Raw genomic sequence first — 22,089 nt, 5'->3', positions numbered from 1 at the left:
AGGGAGTACAACGTGGACAGTTCCCCCATTGCGGCCGCCGCGCCGGCCGACGGCCATCCTGCCGAGCCGGCGCGCGACGTCGATATCAACCTGGCGCGCCTGCACCAGATGGGCATGGTCACCCACGATGGCGGGCGCACCAGCGTGGCCGAGGATTTCCGCATCATCAAGCGGCCCCTGCTGCGCAACGCGCGCGCGGCGGTCTCCGGCGGCGTGCGGCACGGCAACCTGATCGTCGTCACCAGCGCCCTGCCCGGCGAAGGCAAGACCTACTGCGCGATCAACCTGGCGATGAGCATCGCCATGGAAAAAGACCACACGGTGCTGCTGATCGACGCCGACGTGGCGCGGCCCTCGGTGCTGCGGGTGCTGGGTCTGGCGCCCGGACTGGGCTTGATGGATATTTTGCTGGGAAACGACCTGAGCCTGTCGGAAGTGATCCTCAAGACCAACATCCCGACCTTGAGCCTGCTGCCGGCGGGCCGCAACAACAAGCACGCCACCGAACTGCTGGCCAGCCACGCGATGAGCAAGCTGCTCTCCGAAATCGCCAGCCGCTATCCGGACCGGATCGTCATCTTCGATTCGCCGCCCCTGCTGCTGACCACCGAAGCGGGGGTGCTGGCGTCCCAGATGGGCCAGGTGGTGATGGTGGTCGAGTCCGAAACCACCACCCAGCGCCAGGTCAAGGAGGCGCTGGCGCGACTCGACAATTGCGCCCGCGTCGATCTCATTTGCAACAAGGCGCGCGCCTTCCCGGGCGAGCACTACCACGGCTATTACGACTAGCCGGCGCTGGCGCCAGCCGCTGCCGGCGCAGGCATCCGGACCAGGCCCGCAGCGTGCGGCCCGGCAGCGCGCCCGCCCCGATTCTCCCCGTTCGCCCGATCAACTTTTGCGGAGTCGACCATGACCACTTTCCTCGAACCACCCCGTCTCGTGGTGCACCTGATCCACCAGCTCGACATCGGCGGCCTCGAAAACGGCTTGATCAACCTGATCAAGCACATGCCGCCGGACCGCTACCGGCACGCCATCGTCTGCCTCAAGGATTATTCGGAGTATCACGCCCACATCAAGACGCGCGGGGTCGAGATCATCAGCCTGAACAAGCGCGAAGGCAAGGACTGGGGCCATTACCTGCGCCTGTTTCGCGCCCTGCGCGCGCTGCAGCCGGACCTGATCCACACGCGCAACCTGTGCGGGATCGAAGGCCAGCTGGTGGCCGCCCTGGCCGGGGTCAAGCTGCGCGTGCACGGCGAGCATGGCCGCGACATGAGCGACCTGTACGGCAAGCGCCTCAAGTACAAGCTGCTGCGCCGCCTGCTGCGCCCGCTGATCGGCCACTTCATCGCCGTCAGCGCCGACCTCGAACACTGGCTGATCGACAGCGTCGGCGCCGAACCGCAAAAAGTGTCGCAGATCGCGAACGGGGTCGACAGCATCCAGTTCCATCCGCGCCTGGGCCCGCCGGCCGCGGTCGGGCCGGCCGGCTTCATGCAGGATAACGCCTTCGTCATCGGCAGCGTCGGCCGCATGGATGAAGTCAAGGATTACGGCACCCTGGTCGAAGCCTTCCTGCGCCTGATCGCCTCGCCGCACCCGGCCCACCAGCGCATGCGCCTCCTGATCGTGGGCGACGGCCCGCAGCGCGCCGCCTGTCTCGACACCCTCACCCGCGCCGGCGCCGCCCACCGCGCCTGGCTGCCGGGCGAGCGTACCGACATCGCCCAGCTGCTGCGCGCCATGGACCTGTTCGTGCTGCCCTCGCTGGCCGAAGGCAGTTCCAACACCATCCTCGAAGCCATGGCCAGCGGCCTGCCGGTGGTGGCCACCGCCGTGGGCGGCAATCCGGTGCTGGTGCATCCGGGCTTCACCGGCATTCTGGTGCCGCCCCGCTCGCCCGAGCTGATGGCGGCCGCCATCGCCGACTATTGCCGCATCCCCGACATGGGCGCGCGCCACGGCATGCGCGCGCGCAGCCACGTCATCGCCAACCACAGCCTGCCGGAAATGGCGCGCGGCTACCTGCGCGTGTACGATGCGCTGACCCATCCGCACGGGCCGTGCCCGGGGCCGGCGCCGCATTCCTAGCGCGCCCCGGCTTGCCGTCCCGGCCTAGACCAGCGCCGCCTGGCGCAGCGCGCCCACTTCCGCGTAGCAGGCGGCCAGCTGGCGCGCCACCCGCTCCCAGGTGCAGCCGCGCACCAGCGCGCGCACCTGCTCGCGCGGCGGCGGCGTCACCAGCAGGCGCAGCACCGCGCGCTGCTGGGCATCGGTATCGTTCCAGTCGACCCGCACCAGCGCGAACTCGCCGCCGGCCAGGCTGAAGGGCGTATCGTGCGCCATCAGCACCGGCGTGCCGGCCGCCAGCGCGTCGAGCACCGCCAGCGGCGCGCCCTGCCCCTCGCCCGGCGGCAGCAATACCGCCGCCGCCGCATAGGTACTGGCCAGCATCGGCCCATCCTGGCGCAGCGCGCCCAGGCAGGTCACCCCGCGCACGGCGCGCAATTGGCGCAGGTAATCCTGGTCGCGTTCGCCCGCCTCGCCCACCAGCACCAGCGGCAGCGACAGCGCGCCCATCGCCTGCGCCATCGCCAGTTGGTTCTGGTACGGCGAAATGGGGCCCGCCATCAGCGCGTACGGCCCGTTGATCCCGGTGCGCTTGCGAAACAGCTCGCCATCGGCCTCCAGCAAGGCTGGATTGACCCCGTTCGGCAGCACCCGCACCTTGTGGCCATCGATCAGGAAACCGGCGCCGATCGCCTGTTTCTCGGCCTCGCCGAGCGCCACGATCAGGCTGGCCTGCTGCAGCGCGCGCCGGGTGCGGGCATAGCCGGTCTGCACATTCCACGCCGTCAGGTTGCCCAGCCGGTGGTCGCCGGCGCGCGCGCTGGTGCCGCTGGCGCGGTCCCAGCCGGGCGAAATCAGCGGGGTGAGCACCACCGGCACGCCCTGCTCCGCGGCCGCGTCCACCAGCCTGTGGTTACCCTGGGTGGCCGAAAACACGTGGATCAGGTCGAATTCATCGATCCGCGTGGCGTGCGGATTGATCACCGCCACCTCGATCGACGAGTCAGCCTGGGCGCCCAGCTGCACCAGCGCGCGGATGGTTTCGCGGACCTGTTGCTGAACGCCATCGTCGCGTTCGAACAGCATGGGATAAGACAAGATACCGATACGCATGCACGCCTCCGTTGTCAAACAGGGGCATGGCCCCAGGGCATCAGCAACGCGGGCGGCATGAGAATGCTCAACAAGCCGCCACGTGCGCTGATTTAGTATTGCCTCAGCTTAAAAGTCCAGTGTACCGATGGGCACAGGCGGTTCATTGAGGGAAGTCAATTAGTTTCACCAAAGAAAATCACATGCGCGCACCGCTTTCCATCCTGATCTACCAGCGCGTGCTGGCCGCGCCCGATCCGCTGTTTCCCGAGTGCCTGCACGGGCGCCGCTTCGAGCAGCACCTGCGCCTGCTGACCCGCTGGTTCCGCCTGATGCCGCTGTCGCGCGCGGTGGCGCACCTGGCCGGCGGCACCCTGCCGCCGCGCAGCGCCTGCCTCACCTTCGACCATGGCTACGCCGAGCACGCCTCCGTGGCCCTGCCCCTGCTGCAGCGCTACGGCGTGCCGGCCACGTTTTTCGTTGCCGCCAGCTACCTCGACGGCGGCTGCACCTGGAGCGACATCGTCACCGAGGTGGTGCGCAACGCGCCCGGCGAGCGCCTGAACCTGGCGCGCAGCGGCTTTGCCAGCTACGACATCGGCTGCCCGCAGCGCCGCCGCGCCGTGATCGAGATGCTGCTGGCCGCCCTGCGCCTGCTGCCGCCGCACGAACGGCTGGCGCGCGCGCGCTCGATGGCGCGCCGCGTCACCCCGACCATGCTCAGTTCCGACCAGTTGCTGGCCCTGCACCGCGCCGGCATGGAGATCGGCGCCCATCCGCTGCACCACACGGCGCTGGCCAGCCTGTCCAACGCCGCCGCCCGCGCCGAGATCGCCGAGGGCCGCAGCCGCATCGAAGACATCCTGCAGGCGCCGGTGCGGCTGTTCGCCTATCCCAGCGGCAAGCCGGGCCAGGATTTCGAGCATCGTCACGGCCTGATGCTGCGCGCCCAGGGCTTCCAGGCGGCCGTCGGCATGGGCCCGGGCGCGGCCCGCAGCGGCAGCGACCTGTTCGCGCTGCCGCGCATCGCGCCGTGCGAGCACGCCGGCGGCGGCGCCTTCCTGCTGCGCCTCGCCGGCAACCTGTTCACGCGCCCCTGACGTCAAGCGCCGGCCGCCATCTGGGCGGCCAGCAGGCGCCGGTCGAACTTGCCGTTGGGAGCGCGCGGCAGCGCCTCGCGCACCTGGGCCAGCAGCGGCAGCATGTAACCGGGCAACTTCGCGCGGCAGGCGGCCAGCAGCACGGCCGGCTCCAGCAGGCAGCCGCGCCGCGGCGTGACGGCCAGCGCGATCGACTGCCCCAGCACCGGGTGGGCCAGCCCGAGCGCCGCCGCCTCGGCCACCAGCCCGGTCGCGTACAGCACCTCCTCGATTTCGGTCGGACTGACCCGGTAGCCGCCGGTGGTGATCATCTCGTCGCTGCGGCCGATGAAGTACAGATAGCCATCTTCATCGATCCGCACGGTGTCGCCCGACCACACCCCGGTCTCGGTGAACGGCAGCCCGGGCTGCGCCGGCAGCGGCCGGAAGCGCTCGGCCGTGCGCGCCGCATCGTTCCAGTAGCCGAGCGCCACCAGCGGGCCGCGGTACACCAGTTCGCCCGGCTCGCCCGGTGCGCACGGCTGGCCGTCGGGCCGCAAGACCAGCACGTCGGCGTTGGGAATGGCCTTGCCGATCGAGTCGGGCCGGGTGTCGAGCTGCTCCGGCCCCAGGCAGGTCGCGCGGAACGCTTCGGTCAGCCCGTACATCAGGTACACCCGGGTGTCGGGCAGGCGCTGGCGCAGCGCGTCGAGGGCCGCGCGCGGCATGGCGCCCCCGGAACTGGTGATGTAGCGCAAGTTGTGCGGCGCATCCCAGTGCAGCTCGGCAAGCTGGATCCACAGCGGCGGCAGCGCCGCCAGCGCGGTGATGCGCTCGCGCGCCACCATGGCCGGAATGTCGCGCGTCAGCAACGGATTCATCAGCACCACGGCGGCGCCGGCGGCAAAGGCGCTGGTCAGCTGGCTCAGGCCGTAGTCGAAGCTGAGCGGCAGCAGCGCCAGGATGCGGTCGTGCGCCGTGTGTCCCAGGTAAGCGGCCACGCTGCAGGCGCCCGCCACCAGATTACGGTGCGACAGGACCACGCCTTTCGGCGCGCCGCTGCTGCCCGAGGTGTACAGCAGCGCCGCCATGTCGCTGTCGATGCAGCGATGGGCGTCGCGCGCCGGGCCAACACCGGCGCGCCGCATCCAGCCATCCCAGGCCAGCACGCCCAGGCCCGGCAGCATGCCATCCTCGGCCCCGGTCTGCAGCACGCAATACAGGTCCGGACAGCGCGCCAGCTCCAGGTCGAGCGTGGCCAGCCGCCCGGGCGAGGTCAGCAGCACGCGGGCGCCGCAGTCGCGCAGGATATGACCGACCTGGGCCGGCTTGAGCAAGGGATTGACCGGCACCAGCACCAGGCCGGCCGCCGCCGCGCCGAACAGGGCCAGCACGGCTTCCTCGCACTTGTCGAGAAACACCGCCACGCGCTCGCCGCGCGCCAGCCCCAGGCCCAGCAAGCCCTGCGCGGCCACCTCGACGCAGCAGGCCAGTTCTTCGTAGCTGAGGCTATGGTCGAGATAGCGCAAGGCTGGCGCATGCGGCGTGCGCCAGGCGGCCTCGTTGATCAGATCGTGCAAGAGCTGGGCCATATGTTCCTCTGAATAAATTGTTTCCCAATGGCATTCATGATTGAGAAAAACGGCCCAGTCGGCATTGACGGGAATCAAGCAATGCGACGGCACTCTTCCTCTTGTGCGCGCTCAAGAAGCCCGCAATTTGCGGGGTGTTTAATGAAACCGGTTCCGCGGACAGGACAGGGGCGAGGGAACCGACCATTCCTTCATCAGTGCGCCCGCAATCTTGCGTCCCGGCCAGCCCGGGGTGCGTACAGGAGATAAGAACACCATGAATGCTCCCCTGCTGACCCTTCCGCGCGTGCTGCCGTTTTTCTTCGACGCCGAGCCGGGCACCCGTTTCAGCCTGTATCACGCGCCGGCGCCGCAGGTGCGCACGCGCGGCGCCATCCTGTACGTGCACCCGTTCGCCGATGAACTGAACAAATCGCGCCGCATGGCCACCTTGCAGGCGCGCCGTTTCGCCGCCGCCGGCTACGCGGTACTGCAGATCGACATGTTCGGCTGCGGCGACAGCTGCGGCGATTTCAGCTCGGCGCGCTGGGAACTGTGGAAGCGCGATCTCGAGATCGCGCGCGCCTGGCTCGCCGAGCGCGCCGGCGGCGGACCGATGCACCTGTGGGGCATCCGCCTGGGCGGCCTGCTGGCGCTCGATTTCGCCTGCAACGCGCCGGTCGACGGCGTCATCCTGTGGCAGCCCTTCCTGAACGGGCGCACCTGCATCAACCAGTTCCTGCGCCAGGGCCTGGCGGCGCGCATGCAGGCCGGCGACCCGGCCCTGTTCGGCACCACCAGCCAGCTGCGCGCCGACCTGCTCACGCGCGGCATGCTCGAAGTCGGCGGCTACGAACTGGCCGCGCCGCTGATCCAGGCCATCGACGCCTGCGACGCGGCGGCGCTGCCGCTGCCGCCCTGCCAGGTGCACTGGTTCGCGAGCGCCTCGCCGGCTCCGTCGCGGCTGGCCGCCAGCGCCGCGCGCATCGCCCGCCGCTGGAGCGCGCGCGGGGCCACCCTGCATTTTCATGCGGTCGAAGGTGCGCCGTTCTGGGGCGCCAACGACATCGTCGAGTGCCCTGCGCTGCTGGCCGCCACCAGTGCCGTCTTCGCACCGGAGGCATAATGGAAGCCACCCAACGCGCACTACAATTTAACTGCGGCGGCAATTCACTGGTCGGCATCCTCGACCTGCCCGAACGGCCGCTGGCACGCGGCGTGCTGGTCGTCACCAGCGCGCCGCAATACCGTATCGGCAACCATCGCCATTTCACGCTGCTGGCGCGCCTGCTGGCCGCGCGCGGCATCCCGGTGATGCGCTTCGACCACCGCGGCATGGGCGACAGCGAAGGCGAGGCGCGCACCATCGACGCGCTCGGCGAAGACACGCAGGCCGCCATGCGCGCCTTCTTCGCCCAGATGCCCGGCATGCAGGACGTGGTGCTGTGGGGCCTGGGCGACGCCGCCACGGCCGCCGTGCTGTATGCCCAGTCCGACGCGCGCGTCTCGGGCGTGGTCCTGCTCAATCCCTGGATGCACACGCCCGGCAGCGCGCCGCGCGCGGACGGCTTGCCGCAGCTGCTGGCGCGCCTGGGTGAACTCGATTTCTGGAAGCGCGTGGCCAGCGACAGCGGCGACGGCCAGGCCAGCGTGGCGGCGCTGCGCCAGAACATGCGCGCCGCCGCGGCCGACGCCAGCCTGCCGCTGCCGCAGCGCGTGCTGGCCAGCCTGGCGGGCTTCGACGGCGCGGCGCTGGTGATTCTCGGCGGCGACGAACCGGGCGCGCAGCACGTGGACGCCCTGCTCAAGCGCCACGAGGTGCGCTGCAAATGCGTCACCATCGCCGGCGCCGACCGCACCTTCGCCAGCCGCGCCTGGCGCGACGCGGTGGCGGAAATCAGCGCGAACTGGATTGCGTCATGGTGAGATCCTGATGCCGTGATGGTGCATCAGGTCGTACAGGGTCGGGCGGCTCACGCCGAGCAGCTCGGCCGCCTTGACGATCGACCCGTTGGTGCGCGCCAGCGCCGTCACCATCACCTTGTACTCGGCGGCGTCGCGCACCTGGCGCAGATTGACGGGCGTGCCTGACTGCGGCGCCTCGGCCAGGCCCAGGTCGCGCGCGCTGATCTGCGGCCCTTCCGACATGATCACCGCGCGCCGGATGCAGTTTTCCAGCTCGCGCACGTTGCCAGGCCAGCCATACTGCTCGATCGCCAGCACCGCGTCGTCGGTGAACGCCGGCACGCTGCGCCGCTCCGTCAGGCAGGCCTGGTGCTTGAAGTGGTGCGCCAGCAGCACCGCGTCGCCGACCCGCTCGCGCAGCGGCGGAATGGCCAGCACCACTTCGCTCAGGCGGTAATACAAATCCTCGCGAAAGCGTCCTTCGCGCACCAGCTTGGGCAAATCCTGGTGGGTGGCGCACACGATGCGCGCGTCGATGGCGATTTCGCTGCGTCCGCCGATACGCTCGATCACGCGCTCCTGCACGAAGCGCAGCAGCTTGGCCTGCAGGGCCATCGCCATGTCGCCGATTTCATCGAGGAAGAAGGTGCCGCCCTGCGCCATCTCGATCTTGCCCAGGGTTTGCTGGCCGGCGCCGGTGAAGGCGCCCTTTTCGTGGCCGAACAATTCGCTCTCGAGCAGGTCGGCCGGAATAGCCGCGCAGTTGATGGCCACGAAGCGTTTTTCGTGGCGCGCCGACAGGTCGTGCAGGCCGCGCGCGAACAGCTCCTTGCCGGCGCCCGAGTCGCCCAGCAGCATCACCGTGGCCGACGACGGCGCCAGTTTTTCGACGCTGCGGCACAGGCGCAGCATGGCGGGGTCGCGCGTGACGATGCGCGCCAGCGGCGAGTCGGCGCCGATCTGCAGCATGCGCTGGTTCTCTTCCTGCATCGCGTGCAGATAAAACGCCCGCTCCACCACCAGGCCCAGGGTATCGGCGTCGAAGGGCTTCTGGTGAAAGTCGTAGGCGCCCATGCCGATCGCCTTGAGCGCGTGGGCGCGCTCCTGGTTGCCCGACAAGACGATCACCTTGGTGCCGGGCGCTTCGGCCAGTATCTGCTTCAGGGTGGCCAGGCCCTCGGTGGCGCCGTCCGGATTGGGCGGCAAGCCCAGGTCGAGCGTCACCACCGCCGGGCGATGGCGGTGCAGCTGCGCCAGCGCGCTCTCGCGGTCTTCGGCGATGAGCACATCATAGCCATCGAAACTCCAGCGCAGCTGCTTCTGCAAGCCTTTGTCGTCTTCGACCACCAACAGCTTCTTTTTGCCCATTGTGCAGCTCCTTGAAAGAGGGTTCACGTTCAGCGGCTTCCCTTGCCCAGCAAAACCACCTGCACCGTATCGATCAGGATCAGCAGATCGAGGAACAGGCTGTTGTTCTTGACGTAATACAGGTCGTACTGCAGCTTCTGGACGGCGTCGTCGACCGAGGCGCCGTACTGGTAGCGCACCTGGGCCAGGCCCGTCACGCCGGGCTTGATGCTGTGGCGGACGTTGTAGTAAGGGATATCGCGCGCCAGCTGCTCGACGAAGAAGGCGCGTTCCGGGCGCGGTCCGACGAAGCTCATCTCGCCCTTGAACACATTGAGCATCTGCGGCAGCTCGTCGATGCGCAGCATGCGCAAGTAGCGCCCCACGCGGGTGACGCGCGGATCGTTGGCCGACGCCCAGGTGGGCACGCCGGGCGCCTCGGCGTTGATGCGCATGCTGCGAAACTTGAGCACATTGAAGATGCGGCCATCTTTTCCGACCCGTTCCTGCTGGTAGAACACCGGCCCGCCATCGTCGAACCTGATGGCCGCCGCGGCCAGCAGCATGACCGGCAGCGACACCACGGTGATGCAGCCGCTGGCCACCAGGTCGAAGCAGCGCTTGACGCTGGCGCGCCAGAAGCTCTGGTCGAAGCCGCCGCCGAAAATCAGGTAGCTCGGCTGCAGCGAATCGAGCCGGATCTGGCACGCTTCGCGCTCGAAAAAGGTGGCGGCATCGATCACGCGCACCCCGCCCAGCGCGCAGGCCAGCAAATCGCGCACCGGGAACTCCTTGCTGCGCCGGTTCGTCACCGTCACCACCAGTTCGCGCGCTTCGTAGCGGCGCGCCATCTCCAGCAGCGACTCGCCCACCGGCAGCAGCGCCGCGGTAGGCACGCAGCTTTCCTCGCCGGCGATCGGCACGCAGCCCACCACGCTGAACTGGTGCAGGCCGTTCTTGCTGTGCGCCAGATCCATGCACTCGCGCGCCAGCGGCCCGCTGCCGACAAAAATCAGGCGCGCTTCGAGCAGCGCCGACTCGGCCGACTTGAACACCACCAGGCGCGTAAGCACCACGGCGGTGGCGCCGATGGCGAAGATCACGCTGCTGATCCCGCGCCCGAAATAGATCTCCGGGCGCACCGCGATCAGGGCGCTGAGCAGCGCGAAGCCGAGCGCGAACGACGGCATGATGCGGATCAAGGTGGTGCGGATGCCCTCGCGCGAGCCGTGCTGGTACATCCCCAGTGCGCTCATGCTGAAGATGATCACCAGCGCGAACGTCAGCGACGACAGATACAGGTTATCGGCGCGGAACTGGCCGTTCTGGTCCGAAAACCACAGGGCCGAGGCCACGCTGGCCGAAGTGAGCAGCATGAGCAGTTCGAGCAGCAGCAGCACGAACGCCATCTTGGATACGTAGTGACTGAAAATCCGGATCACGGTCCCTCCATGCCAGCGATACTTGTCGCGTCCGTGCCCGCAGCACGGCGTGGTAAATAATCGCTTACAGACTCATAAGAGGTATTGACTACGAACAAGCATTTTCGGGCATTTCCTGAAGGCCAGACACAGTGCAGCCAAATAGACTATAGTGATGCTTCTGCACTAAATACTCGCCCAACATGAAATTTGACGTCGCTATTGTCGGCAGCGGACTGGCCGGTCTGTCGGTTGCCCTGCACCTTGCGCAAACGCGCACCGTGGCCATCATCTCCAAGCGGGCGCTGCTCGACGGAGCCAGCAACTGGGCCCAGGGCGGCATTGCCGCGGTGCTGGACTCGGGCGACAGCCACGCCCAGCACATCGACGACACCCTGGTGGCCGGCGGTGGCCTGTGCGACGAGGCGGCGACCCGCTTCATCGTCGAACACGGGCGCGAAGCGATCGAATGGCTGATCGACCAGGGCGTGCCGTTCACGCGCGACCCGACCGCCGAAATGGGCTTTCACCTGACCCGTGAGGGTGGCCACAGCCAGCGCCGCATCATCCACGCGGCCGACGCCACCGGACACGCGGTCCAGGTCACGCTGGAGCAGAAGGTGCGCGCACATCCGAACATCTCCCTGTTCGAGCAGCACTGCGCGATCGACGTCATCACTTCCGACAAATTGGGGCCCAAGCCTGCCGCCGCCAGCGCCGGCCAGCCGCACTGCTACGGCCTGTACGTGCAGGACGAAAAAACCGGCACCGTGCTGACCTTCGAGGCCGAGCATACGGTGCTGGCCACCGGCGGCGCCGGCAAGGTGTATTTGTATACCACCAACCCCGACACCGCCACCGGCGACGGCATCGCGATGGCCTGGCGCGCCGGCTGCCGTGTCTCGAACATGGAATTCATCCAGTTCCACCCGACCTGCCTGTACCACCCGTACGCCAAGTCGTTCCTCATTACCGAAGCGATCCGCGGCGAAGGCGGCTTGCTCAAGCTGCCGCCGGAAGCCGGCGCCGCGGCCGGCACACGCTTCATGCCGATGTACGACGAGCGCGGCGAACTGGCCCCGCGCGACGTGGTGGCGCGCGCCATCGACTTCGAGATGAAAAAGCGCGGCCTCGATTACGTCAACCTGGACATCAGCCACCAGAGCCCCGAGTTCCTCAAGGAGCACTTCCCGACCATTTACGCGCGCTGCCTGGAGCTGGGCATCGACATCACCAAGGAACCGATTCCGGTGGTGCCGGCGGTGCACTTCACCTGCGGCGGCATCGTCACCGACCTGGCCGGACGCACCGACGTGCCGGGCCTGTACGCGGTCGGCGAAACCGCCTGCACCGGCCTGCACGGCGCCAACCGCCTGGCCAGCAATTCGCTGCTCGAATGCCTGGTGGTGGGACGCGCCTGCGCGCTCGAAATCGCGGCCATGCCGAAAGGCGAAACGCGCGATCTGCCGGCCTGGGATGAAAGCCGCGTCACCAACGCCGACGAGGAAGTGGTCATCGCCCACAACTGGGATGAACTGCGCCGCTTCATGTGGAACTACGTCGGCATCGTGCGCACCACCAAGCGCCTCGAACGCGCGCAGCACCGCATCGCGCTGCTCAAGGAAGAAATCGACGAGTACTACCGCAACTTCCGCATCACCCACGATTTGCTGGAGCTGCGCAACCTGGTCGACGTGGCCTCGCTGATCGTGAACAGCGCGCTGACGCGGCGCGAAAGCCGCGGCCTGCATTTCAGCCGCGACTATCCGAACACCTTGCCGAAAGCCTTGCCAAGCGTGTTGACCCCGCCGCGCCGCTAACGCAGGTCGCGGCACGACGCGGATATGAACCAGAAGCTCACGCCCGCGACCATCGGTTTATTGACCCTGCCCCCGCTTCTGTGGGCAGGCAACGCCATCGTGGGCCGGCTGGTGCGCGACGCGGTGCCGCCGATGACGCTCAACCTGCTGCGCTGGTCGATCGCCATGCTGATCCTGCTGCCGCTGGGACGGCGCCTGTTCGCCAGCGATGCGCTGCGCAGCAACTGGCGCCGCTTCGCCCTTCTCGGCCTGCTCGGCATCGGGCTATATAACTCCCTTCAGTACCTGGCGCTGCAAAGCTCCACCCCGATCAACGTCACGCTGGTGGCGGCCGGCATGCCGGTCTGGATGCTGCTGGTCGGCGCGCTGTTTTTCGGCGTGAAGGTCGGCCGCCAGCAAGTCATCGGCGCGGCCATGTCGATCGTCGGCGTGCTGGTGGTGCTGTGCCGCGGCGAGTGGAGCCAGCTGGCCGCGATGCGCCTGGTCGCCGGCGACCTGTACATGATCCTGGCCACCATCGCCTGGTCGTTTTACAGCTGGCTGCTGACCCGGCAAAAAGATCCGCCCGCCGTGCGGGCCGACTGGGCCGCCTTCCTGCTGGCCCAGGTCATCTACGGCGTGCTGTGGTCGGGCGCCTTCGCCGGCGTCGAATGGGCCGGCGGTGCCGTGGCGGTTCACTGGAGCTGGACCGTCGCGGCGGCGCTGCTGTACGTCGCCATCGGCCCGGCCATCATCGCCTTCCGCTGCTGGGGCGCCGGCGTGCAGCGCGCGGGGCCCAGCGTGGGCGCGTTTTTCACCAATCTGACCCCGCTGTTCGCCGCCATGATGTCGTCGGCCTTCCTCGGCGAACTGCCGCATCTGTACCACGGCGTGGCGTTTGCGCTGATCGTCGGCGGGATCGTGTTCTCGTCGCGCCGCAAGGCCGGGTAAAATCGGGCACATGAAGACACTTCCACTCAGGCTGGTTCCGGGGCAGGACCTGCGCGCCGCCCTGGCCGGCGTGCTGGCCGCGCATGGCACGACAGCCGGTTTTGTACTGCAGGGGATCGGCAGCCTGCGTGGCGCGCGTTTGCGCCTGGCCGGCGCCGCCCAGGCCACCGAGGTCGAAGGCGACATTGAAATACTGACCCTGGCGGGCTCGCTCTCGCCGGACGGCCCGCATCTGCACATGTCCGTGGCCGATGCCGCCGGCTGCGTGCTGGGCGGCCACGTACTGGCCGGCTGCACCATCCGCACCACGGCCGAAATCCTCATCGCCCTGCTGCCCGACCACCGTTTTGCGCGCGAGCTTGACGCGGCGTCCGGCTTCGACGAGCTGGTGGTGCATTCCCATGACTGCTGACAGCGACGCCCTGGCCGATTTTGTGGAGCGCCACCGGCGCATCCTGGTGCTGACCGGCGCCGGCATGAGCACCGCCTCCGGCATTCCCGACTACCGCGACCGCGATGGCGTGCGGCGCGGTAAAACGCCGGTGCAAGGGCCGGATTTCCGCAAGCTCGAAGCGGTGCGGCGGCGCTATTGGGCGCGCAGCATGGTCGGCTATCCCACCTTGTCGGCCGCAGCGCCGAACGCCGGGCACGCCGCGCTGGCCGGGCTGCAAGCGGCGGGACGGCTCGGCGCCCTCATGACGCAAAACGTCGATGGCCTGCACCAGCGCGCCGGCAGCGCCGACGTACTTGAACTGCACGGCAATATCCACAAGGTGGTGTGTCTCGACTGCCACGCCAGTTTTCCGCGCGCCTTTGTGCAGGGCCTGCTGGTCGAAGCCAATCCGGCGCTGGCTGGTGCCGTCGCCACGCCCGCGCCGGATGGCGACGCCCATCTGGAACCGGACGCGCTGGCCGAATTCCACCTGCCTTACTGCGTGCACTGCGGCGGAACGCTGAAACCGGACGTGGTGTTCTTCGGCGACGGTGTGCCGGCCGACTGCACCCGCGAAGCGCTGGCCCGCATGATGGACGCGGACGCCCTGCTCGTGATCGGCTCGTCGCTGGTGGTGTATTCGGGCTTTCGCTTTTGCCGCATGGCCGCCGACTCAGGCAAGCCGATTGCCGCGATCAACCTGGGCAAAACCCGCGCCGACGAATTGATATCGTTGAAGGTCGAAGCCAACGCCGAAAGTACCCTCCCCGCTCTGCTCAAGCAGTTTGCCAGCGAATAAACGCGCAGTGTTTTGATGGCTTCCTGGTAGTCATGCGCCACGCATGAATGTTGCCTTGCCGAATTGGCTGCCCGTCGTTATAATTGAGAATAATTCTCATTCAACAGCCAGCCAGCACGACCTTAGCCAGCCATTGCACTCATTTTCAGGATGGCTCCATGGCGCACTACGCACCTTTCGGCCCGGCGTACGCCGGCGCCGCGCACTGCATTCCCCTTCCCTTGACCGCCGCAGTCCGTTCGGCCCTCATCTTCGCAGCCCTGGCCGCCCCGGGCGCCCTGGCGTTCGCCAGCGAGGTCGCCGACGATGCCGTGGCGATGCCGCTGATCACGGTCGACGGCAACAGGGAAGACAACGGCTACGTCGCCAAACGCAGCGGCGCCGGCACCAAGACCGACACGCCGCTGATCGAAACGCCGCAATCGATCAGCGTCATCCCGCGCGAGCGCTTCGAGGAGCAAGGCGCGCAAACGCTGCGCCAGACGCTCAATTACAGCGCCGGCCTGGTCTCCAGCTACTTCGACAGCCGGGTCGATTCGGTCACTTCGCGCGGCGGCAATCCGGCCATGCTGCAGGATGGCGTGCAATCGAACTTCGGCAGCTACAACACCACGCGCCCCGACCCGTACACCCTGGAGCGCGTGGAAGTGCTGCGCGGCCCGTCGTCGGTCCTGTACGGCCAGGGCGGCATCGGCGGCGTGGTCAACCTGGTTTCCAAGCGGCCGATGGCGACCTCGCAGCGGGAAGTCCAGGTCCAAGTCGGCAGCAACAGCCGCAAGCAGCTCTCGCTCGACATCAACCAGGTGCTCGATGCGGACGGACACTGGCTGGCATGCCTCGTGGCCGTGGGCCGCGACAGCGGCACGCAAGTCAACATGGTCGACGACGACCGCAAGCTGCTGGCGCCCTCGCTGACCTGGGCCCCCAACGCCAGCACATCGCTGACCGTGCTGGCACTGCGCCAGGAAGACCACAGCGGCTCGATGATCGGCTTCTTCCCGTGGCAGGCCACCCTGCTGCCGTCGAAGTTCGGCCAGATCCCGACCAGCACCTTCACCGGCGAGCCAGGCTGGGATGCCTACGACACCGAACAGACCGCGCTCGGCTACCTGTTCAGCCACCGCTTCAGCGATACGCTGAGCGTGCGCCAGACCCTGCGCAAGACCAAAAGCGAAGTCGATTACCGCAGCGCGTACACCAGCTTCACCGCCGTTGCGGCCACCGGCCGGCCGGCGCGGCCCGTGTTCAATGCCGACCAGCGCACCATCAACCGCGACCTGGTGCAAAACCTGAACAACCTGGAAACGCTGCTGGTCGACACCCAGCTGGAGGCGAAACTGGCCACCGGCGCGCTGCAGCACACGATCCTGTTGGGCGCCGACGTGCAGCGGGTGGAAACGCGCCAGGCCAACGGGCGCGGCGTGGCCGCACCGCTGGACGTGTACGCCCCGGTCTACGGCAACTACACCGTACCAAAGGCCCTGACCCGCCTGCCGACCACCAATCTGCGCCAGAACGGCTACTACGTGCAGGACCAGATCAAATACGGCCCGCGCTGGGTGACGGTGCTGGGCCTGCGCCACGACGGCGTGACCAACGATATCGAAGGCCGCGCTGCCGCGCGCACCGACGACAGCGCCAACACCAGGCGGGTCGGCCTGCTGTACCTTGCCGACGGCGGCTGGTCGCCGTATGTCAGCTATGCCGAATCGTTCCTGCCGCTGGGCGGCGTGGACCTGAACGGCCAGGCTTTCCAGCCGCAGCGCGGCGAACAGTGGGAAGCTGGCCTGAAATGGCAGCCGCCCGGCCGCAGCCTGATGACCACCCTGGCCGCGTACGACCTGCGCGACACCAACCGCAAGACCGCCGATCCGGCCAACCCGCTCAACAGCATCCAGATCGGCGAAGTGCACGTGCGCGGGCTCGAACTGGAGAGCGCCGGTAAGCTGGGCCGCGACTGGGACTGGACCGCCGGCTACGCCTATACCGACGCCACCGTTTCGCGCAGCAATGGCGCCGACAACGGCAAGCGCCTGAGCGGCATCCCCAAGCACAACGTGTCGGCCTGGCTGACGCACCGCTTCTCGATCGCGCAACAGGATGGCTTCAGTGCCGGTGCCGGCGTGCGCTACCTCGGCTCTTCGATGGACGGCCTCGATCAGCTCGAAACGCCGGACATCACCCTGCTCGACGCCATGCTCTCGTACAGCAGCGGACCGCTGCGCGTGACGCTCAACGTCACCAACCTGACCGACAAAGTCCAGATTTCGACCTGCCTGGCCCGCGGCGACTGCTTCTATGGCCAACGCCGCGCCGTCGCCCTGACCGCCCGCTACACTTTTTAAGTACCCCTGAATGAACATGACCTTACATCCTCTCGCGCTGGCCGTCCGCTCGGCACTGCTGTTCTCCGTGGTGGGCGTGGCCCAGGCCGCCGCCCCCGACGCGCCGCTCGACGAAGCGTCACCGGTGAGCGTGGTCGAAATCCGCGCCGACAAGCAGGACGACAGCACCTCCTACGGCGCGCGCGCCGCCAGCACCGCCACGCGCTTCAAGCTGTCGCTGCGCGAAACACCGCAGTCGGTCACCGTCATCACGCGCCAGCGCATGGAAGACATGAACCTGACCAGCATCGCCGACGTGCTGGTGCAAACGCCCGGCATCACGGTGCAGGAAAACGACAGCGAGCGCACCGGCTTTTCGTCGCGCGGTTTCACGGTCAGTAACTTCCAGGTCGACGGCGTCGCCGCCAACTACAGCTCGGGCAACAGCGCCCTGTTCGATACCGCCCTGTACGACCGCATCGAAGTGGTGCGCGGCGCCACAGGCCTGGTGACCGGGGCGGGCGACCCGTCGGCCACGATCAACATGGTGCACAAGCGCCCCACGCGCGAATTGAGCGGATCGGCCTCGGTCGGTATCGGCTCATGGGACATGCGGCGCATGGAAGCCGATATTTCGGCGGCCCTGAACGCATCGGGCAGCGTGCGCGGACGCGCCATCGGCGTGGTGCAGAACCGCCATTCGCACCTGGACCTGTACAAGGAGCGCAAGATCGTGGGCGGCGTGCTGGTCGAAGCGGACCTGGGCAAGGACAGCCTGCTGACCGTGGGCGCCGACTACCAGCACAACACGCCGAAAGGCACGACCTGGGGCACCACGCCGCTGTTCTTCAGCGACGGCACGCCGGCCAAGCTGCCGCGTTCCTTCAACGTGGCGGCCGAATGGAGCAGCTGGGAACGCACCTACCGCAATGTGTATGCCAACCTAGAACACCGCATCAACGACGACTGGAAGGTGAAGGTCTCGTACAACCGGCTCGACTCGACCTCCGAGGGCGCGCTGTTCTACGGCGGCAGCGGCTACCCGAACCGCGACGGCACCGGGCTGGCCGTGTGGAACGGCACCTTCCCGTACGAAGAAACGCAGGATAACCTGGACCTGTACGCGACCGGCGCCTTCAATCTGTTCGGGCGCAAGCACGAGCTGGTGGCCGGCTGGAACGGCTGGCGCCGCGAAGGCGTGACCCCGGCCATCGCCACCGAAACCCCGCTGCCGTTCCCGCTGCTGATTCCAGACTTTCGCAACTGGACCGGCAAGGTGCCGCAGCCGGTCAGCTGGCGCACGGGCGCCAGCGCGGCGGCGGTCACGGAGCAGTCGGGCGCCTACCTGGCGGCGCGCCTGCGCCTGGCCGACCCGCTGCAGGTGATCGCCGGCGCGCGCCTGAGCACCTGGAAGACGCGCACCGACAACGTCAACACCAGCGGCGAGTTCGTTAACGCCACCGGGCGCTACGCCTCGAAGGACGTGCTCACGCCGTACGCCGGCGTGGTGTTCGACCTGGCGCCGACTACCTCGCTGTACGCCAGCTACAGCGATTTGTTCAAGCCCCAGAACTACAAGGACAAGGATAACAACTTCCTCGACCCGGTCACCGGCAGCAACGTGGAAGCCGGCGTCAAGGCCGAATTTTTCGGCGGCCGCCTGAACGCCGCCGTCGCCGTATTCGAGGCCAAACAGGACAATCTGGGCGAGGATGACAGCTCGGTGCCGCTGGGCGTGCTCCTGCCCGACGGCACCCGTCCGTACGTCTCGACCGGCAAAGGCACGAAAAGCCGGGGCGTGGAAGCCGAAGTATCGGGCACGCCGATGCCGGGATGGCAGCTCTCGGCCGGCGCCACGCGCAGCACGTCGCGCAACGCCAGGGATGTGGTGATCAATACGATCCAGCCGCGCGACATGGTACGCATCAGCACCACCTGGCGCCTGCCGGGCGAATGGCGCGATGTGACCGTGGGCGGCGGCGTGAACTGGCAGAGCGACATCTACACCACGGCCACCGGGCCGGCCGGCAAGGTGCGCACCAGCCAGGCCGCGTACACGCTGCTCAACCTGATGGGCCGCTACCAGATCACGAGCCAGCTTTCGGCCAGCGTCAATATCAACAACCTGCTCGACAAGACCTACTACCGCAAGGTGGGGTTCTACAACGGCGGCTATTACGGCGAGCCGCGGTCGGTCTCGGCCAATCTGCGCTATCAATATTAATCACAACAAGGACACTCCATGAAAAACCTCGCAACCACCCTCCTCGCCACGCTGCTGTGCGGCGCCTTTGCCAGCGCGAATGCGCACCAGATCTGGATCGAACAGGATGGCAAGACCGCCGCCGTCTACTTCGGCGAATTTGGCGACAACCTGCGCGAAGCCTCGCCCGGCCTGCTCGACAAGTTTGTCGCCCCGACCGCCACCTTGATCGGCGCCGGCGCCGACCGCAAACTGAAACTGGACAAAACCGCCGGTGCGTTCGTGCTGTCGGCGCGCGCCGCCGAAGGCCAGAGCATCGTGGCCGAAGAAGCGAGCTACCCGGCCTTTGAAAAAAAGACCGGCGACACCGTGGTGCGTTCGATCTGGACCCCGGCCGCGCGGCTGGTCAACGGCAGCGCCGCGCAGCAGGCGCGCCTGACGCTCGACATCGTCCCGACCGGCAAAGCCGGCCAGTTCCAGCTGAGCTACCAGGGCAAGCCGCTGGCGAAAACCAAGGTTGGCGTGGTGGCGCAATCGGGTTGGGCCAAGGAAGCGAAAAGCGATGAAGAAGGCATGGTCAACTTCAGCATGCCATGGAAAGGCACCTATGTGCTCGAAGCGCACCACACCGACAAAACCGCGGGCCAGCGCGACGGCAAACCGTACGACGTGGCCACCTACGTGACCACCATGAGCATGGTGCAAACGGCCGGCGCGACTGCCATCGCGGCGCCGCCAGCGGCCAAACCGAACGTCAATACGCCGTAACATGCGCCTGTCCGCCCCTCTCGCTTACCGGCTCGGCGTGGGCTCGCGCGCGCTGGCCGCCATCCTCGGCGGCTACCTGCTGGCGGCGGCGGCCAGCGCCCTGCTTGCGCTGCTGCTGCCGCGCGTGCTGGGTACCGGACGCGCGGACGCCGTCATCGGCGCGACCCTGGCCTCGTTTGCCATCTACGCCGGCGCCGTGATCTGGGTGTTCGCCGCCCGCAGCGCCGCGCGCGCCTGGCTTGGCCTGCTGCTGCCGGCGGCAGGCATGGCCGCCATCGTCACTCTTCTGTACCGGAACGTCCCATGAAAGAAAACCTTCGCCAGTCCATGGCCTGGCTGCACACCTGGTCGGGCCTCCTGGTCTGCTGGGTGCTGCTGCTGATCTTCGCCGGCGGCACCGCCAGCTACTACCAGGAAGAAATCACCTTGTGGATGGAGCCGGAACTGCATGGCGTGGCCGCGCACAAGGCCGGCAGCGTCGATGCCGCCGACATGGCCGTCAAGGCGCTGCAGCAGCGCGCGCCGGATGCGCAGCGCTGGTTCATCAACCTGCCGACCGAGCGCAGGGGCGCCGTGCGCATCGCCTGGACCGCGCCGCCGCCGCCCGAGGGTGCGCCGCGCAAACGCCAGCGCCTGCAGACGGCCCTGATCGATCCCGTCACCGGCGCGGCCATGGCGGAGCCACGCGACACCCGCGGCGGAGAATTCATCTACCGCCTGCACTTCGACCTGCACTACATGCCGCCGCTGACGGCGCGCTGGATCGTGGGCTTTTGCGCCATGTTCATGCTGGTGTCGATTATCAGTGGCGTCATCACGCACAAGCGCATCTTCAAGGATTTTTTCACCTTCCGGCCCAACAAGGGACAGCGTTCCTGGCTCGACGCCCACAACGCCACTGCGGTGCTGGCACTGCCGTTTCACCTGATGATCACCTACACCGGCCTTGTGACGTTGATGTTCATGTACATGCCGGGCGCCGCCCAGGTGGCATACAAGGGCGACCGCGACAAATTTACCGAAGAAGTCTTCCCGAGCGCCGGCAAGCCTGCCAAAAAGCCCGGTGAAGCGGCCGTGATGGCGCCGCTGCGGCCGATGCTGGAACAGGCCGAGCGCCGTTGGGGCGGCAGCCACGCCGGCTCGATCACGGTCAATCATCCGAACCACGCCAACGCCAGCATCTCGGTCACGCGCGCGGGCGGGCGCGAGCTGTCGTACAAGCAGCCGGCGATGCAGTTCGACGGCGTCAATGGCGCGCTGCTGGCCAGCGCGGGCGAGCAGCTGGCGCCGCCGGCCGCCACCCACGGGGTGATGTACGGCCTGCACGTGGCGCGCTTCGCCGAGCCGCTGCTGCGCGCATTGTTCTTCCTTTCCGGACTGGCCGGCTATGCGATGGTGGCGACCGGCGCGATCCTGTGGGCGGTCAAGAGCCGGCAGACGCAGGCCAAGGCGCTCAAGGCCGGTGCGTCCATCGGTGTTGGCACGCGCCTGGTGGAGGCGTTGAACATCGGGGCGGTGGCGGGTTTGCCGATTGCGTTTGCCTGCTACTTCTGGGCCAATCGCCTGCTGCCTGTCGTGATGGAAAAGCGGGCCGAGAACGAGATTGCGGTGTTCTTTGCCGCGTGGGGCGCCGCGGCGCTGCTGGCGCAGGTGAAGCCTGACCGCGCCATGTGGCGCTTGCAGCTCGCTGCCGGGGCGTTCCTGTTCGGCGCAATCCCGCTGCTCAATGCGTTGACGACGTCGTCGCACCTGGGCGTAACGCTGTTCCATGGCCCGAGCGCGGTGGCGTGGTTCGACATCACGGTGCTGGCACTGGGGCTGTTGCTCGGTTACGGCGCGCTGCGGCTGGGCCGGGGCAAGGTGAAGACCAATGAAGTCAAGGCGCCGGCGGTAAACCCCGGGATCGGAGCGGCATCATGAGCGGCGTGTTTTATCTGGTTGCGGTGTTCGGGCTCAGTTACGCCGGTTTCGGGGCGCTGAGCGTGGCGATGCAGCGGCATTACGCCGACATGCACGGACGCGGGCAGGAAGCCCCGCCGGCGTTGCGGCGGCGTTTGCAGGCAGCCGGCGCGGGCGCGCTGGTGCTGGCGTTTGCGGCCGCGGAGCTCAAGGGTGGCGGCGGCCACGGGCCGCTGATCTGGCTGGGCGGGATGACCGCGGCGGCACTGGCGCTGATGATGTTGCTGGCCTACGCGCCGCAACGGGTCGCACGACTGGCGCAGGCGGCAGGCGTGGCCGGCGCCATCGCCTTTGTGTTGGGCGGTCTCGCTTAGCAATCGCGCAAGGTGCGTGCCACCCCGTGGGCTACAATCGAACTCGACATC

19 protein-coding genes are annotated in these 22,089 nt (G+C 67.8%); 15 read left to right on the top strand and 4 right to left on the bottom strand.

What is annotated here, in order from left to right; all coding sequences use genetic code 11:
- Positions 1 to 12: 12 nt before the first annotated feature.
- The gene (locus tag RBA41_RS01395; RefSeq protein ID WP_306620252.1) at positions 13 to 789 is read left to right on the top strand and encodes an XrtA-associated tyrosine autokinase; all 777 of its coding nucleotides are present in this window, start codon (positions 13 to 15) and stop codon (positions 787 to 789) included.
- A 120-nt stretch (positions 790 to 909) separates the two neighbouring features.
- Positions 910 to 2,094 (top strand): TIGR03088 family PEP-CTERM/XrtA system glycosyltransferase, encoded by a 1,185-nt coding sequence (locus RBA41_RS01390; RefSeq protein ID WP_306620250.1) that lies wholly within the window; start codon positions 910 to 912, stop codon positions 2,092 to 2,094.
- Positions 2,095 to 2,118: 24 nt separating this feature from the next.
- Here the strand turns inward: RBA41_RS01390 and RBA41_RS01385 are convergent, their stop codons facing one another.
- On the bottom strand, positions 2,119 to 3,186 hold the full coding sequence (locus RBA41_RS01385; RefSeq protein WP_306620248.1) for a glycosyltransferase: 1,068 nt from the start codon (positions 3,184 to 3,186) through the stop codon (positions 2,119 to 2,121).
- Between the two features lie 182 nt (positions 3,187 to 3,368).
- Between RBA41_RS01385 and RBA41_RS01380 the strand changes: the two genes are divergently transcribed.
- Complete coding sequence (locus RBA41_RS01380; protein ID WP_306620246.1) at positions 3,369 to 4,265, top strand: polysaccharide deacetylase family protein; 897 nt, start codon at positions 3,369 to 3,371, stop codon at positions 4,263 to 4,265.
- Between the two features lie 2 nt (positions 4,266 to 4,267).
- Here the strand turns inward: RBA41_RS01380 and RBA41_RS01375 are convergent, their stop codons facing one another.
- Positions 4,268 to 5,836 (bottom strand): acyl-CoA ligase (AMP-forming), exosortase A system-associated, encoded by a 1,569-nt coding sequence (locus tag RBA41_RS01375; protein ID WP_306620244.1) that lies wholly within the window; start codon positions 5,834 to 5,836, stop codon positions 4,268 to 4,270.
- Between the two features lie 256 nt (positions 5,837 to 6,092).
- Here RBA41_RS01375 and RBA41_RS01370 point away from each other — a divergent pair, with 256 nt between their 5' ends.
- Together RBA41_RS01370 and RBA41_RS01365 are read left to right on the top strand one after the other, a co-directional pair.
- Complete coding sequence (locus RBA41_RS01370; RefSeq protein ID WP_306620241.1) at positions 6,093 to 6,941, top strand: hydrolase 2, exosortase A system-associated; 849 nt, start codon at positions 6,093 to 6,095, stop codon at positions 6,939 to 6,941.
- Complete coding sequence (locus RBA41_RS01365; RefSeq protein WP_306620239.1) at positions 6,941 to 7,741, top strand: hydrolase 1, exosortase A system-associated; 801 nt, start codon at positions 6,941 to 6,943, stop codon at positions 7,739 to 7,741. The genes RBA41_RS01370 and RBA41_RS01365 overlap by 1 nt, the downstream gene beginning before the upstream one ends.
- Here the strand turns inward: RBA41_RS01365 and prsR are convergent.
- Positions 7,733 to 9,088 (bottom strand): PEP-CTERM-box response regulator transcription factor, encoded by a 1,356-nt coding sequence (prsR, locus tag RBA41_RS01360; protein ID WP_306620237.1) that lies wholly within the window; start codon positions 9,086 to 9,088, stop codon positions 7,733 to 7,735. The genes RBA41_RS01365 and prsR overlap by 9 nt on opposite strands.
- A 29-nt stretch (positions 9,089 to 9,117) precedes the next feature.
- Entirely contained in the window at positions 9,118 to 10,509 is a 1,392-nt protein-coding gene (locus RBA41_RS01355) for a TIGR03013 family XrtA/PEP-CTERM system glycosyltransferase (RefSeq protein ID WP_306620235.1), read from the bottom strand.
- A 182-nt stretch (positions 10,510 to 10,691) separates the two neighbouring features.
- On the opposite strand from RBA41_RS01355, the gene nadB reads away from it, so the two are divergent.
- The 10 genes from nadB (at position 10,692) to RBA41_RS01305 (ending at position 22,038) form a co-directional block, all read left to right on the top strand.
- On the top strand, positions 10,692 to 12,308 hold the full coding sequence (nadB, locus tag RBA41_RS01350; protein ID WP_306620232.1) for an L-aspartate oxidase: 1,617 nt from the start codon (positions 10,692 to 10,694) through the stop codon (positions 12,306 to 12,308).
- Positions 12,309 to 12,332: 24 nt separating this feature from the next.
- A complete protein-coding gene (locus tag RBA41_RS01345; RefSeq protein ID WP_306620230.1) occupies positions 12,333 to 13,238 on the top strand; it encodes a DMT family transporter in 906 nt (301 codons plus the stop codon).
- 10 nt (positions 13,239 to 13,248) lie between these two features.
- The gene (locus RBA41_RS01340) at positions 13,249 to 13,650 is read left to right on the top strand and encodes a PPC domain-containing DNA-binding protein (protein WP_306620228.1); all 402 of its coding nucleotides are present in this window, start codon (positions 13,249 to 13,251) and stop codon (positions 13,648 to 13,650) included.
- Positions 13,640 to 14,470: an NAD-dependent protein deacetylase gene (locus RBA41_RS01335; protein WP_306620226.1), complete on the top strand. Its 831-nt coding sequence runs from the start codon at positions 13,640 to 13,642 to the stop codon at positions 14,468 to 14,470. The genes RBA41_RS01340 and RBA41_RS01335 overlap by 11 nt, the downstream gene beginning before the upstream one ends.
- A gap of 158 nt (positions 14,471 to 14,628) precedes the next feature.
- Complete coding sequence (locus tag RBA41_RS01330; protein WP_306620224.1) at positions 14,629 to 16,815, top strand: TonB-dependent siderophore receptor; 2,187 nt, start codon at positions 14,629 to 14,631, stop codon at positions 16,813 to 16,815.
- A gap of 16 nt (positions 16,816 to 16,831) precedes the next feature.
- Positions 16,832 to 19,018, top strand: coding sequence for a TonB-dependent siderophore receptor (locus tag RBA41_RS01325; protein WP_306620222.1), 2,187 nt, complete (start codon positions 16,832 to 16,834; stop codon positions 19,016 to 19,018).
- An 18-nt stretch (positions 19,019 to 19,036) separates the two neighbouring features.
- Positions 19,037 to 19,765: a DUF4198 domain-containing protein gene (locus RBA41_RS01320; protein ID WP_306620220.1), complete on the top strand. Its 729-nt coding sequence runs from the start codon at positions 19,037 to 19,039 to the stop codon at positions 19,763 to 19,765.
- Between the two features lies 1 nt (position 19,766).
- Complete coding sequence (locus RBA41_RS01315; protein WP_306620218.1) at positions 19,767 to 20,072, top strand: DUF3649 domain-containing protein; 306 nt, start codon at positions 19,767 to 19,769, stop codon at positions 20,070 to 20,072.
- Positions 20,069 to 21,685, top strand: coding sequence for a PepSY-associated TM helix domain-containing protein (locus tag RBA41_RS01310; protein WP_306620216.1), 1,617 nt, complete (start codon positions 20,069 to 20,071; stop codon positions 21,683 to 21,685). The genes RBA41_RS01315 and RBA41_RS01310 overlap by 4 nt, the downstream gene beginning before the upstream one ends.
- Positions 21,682 to 22,038, top strand: coding sequence for a DUF3325 domain-containing protein (locus RBA41_RS01305; RefSeq protein ID WP_306620214.1), 357 nt, complete (start codon positions 21,682 to 21,684; stop codon positions 22,036 to 22,038). The genes RBA41_RS01310 and RBA41_RS01305 overlap by 4 nt, the downstream gene beginning before the upstream one ends.
- Positions 22,039 to 22,089: the final 51 nt, after the last annotated feature.

Origin of the sequence: Massilia scottii (genome assembly GCF_030846495.1) — a bacterium.
Taxonomy (GTDB): Bacteria; Pseudomonadota; Gammaproteobacteria; order Burkholderiales; family Burkholderiaceae_D; genus Telluria_A; species Telluria_A violaceinigra.
This window is presented reverse-complemented; position numbering and strand designations above follow the sequence as displayed.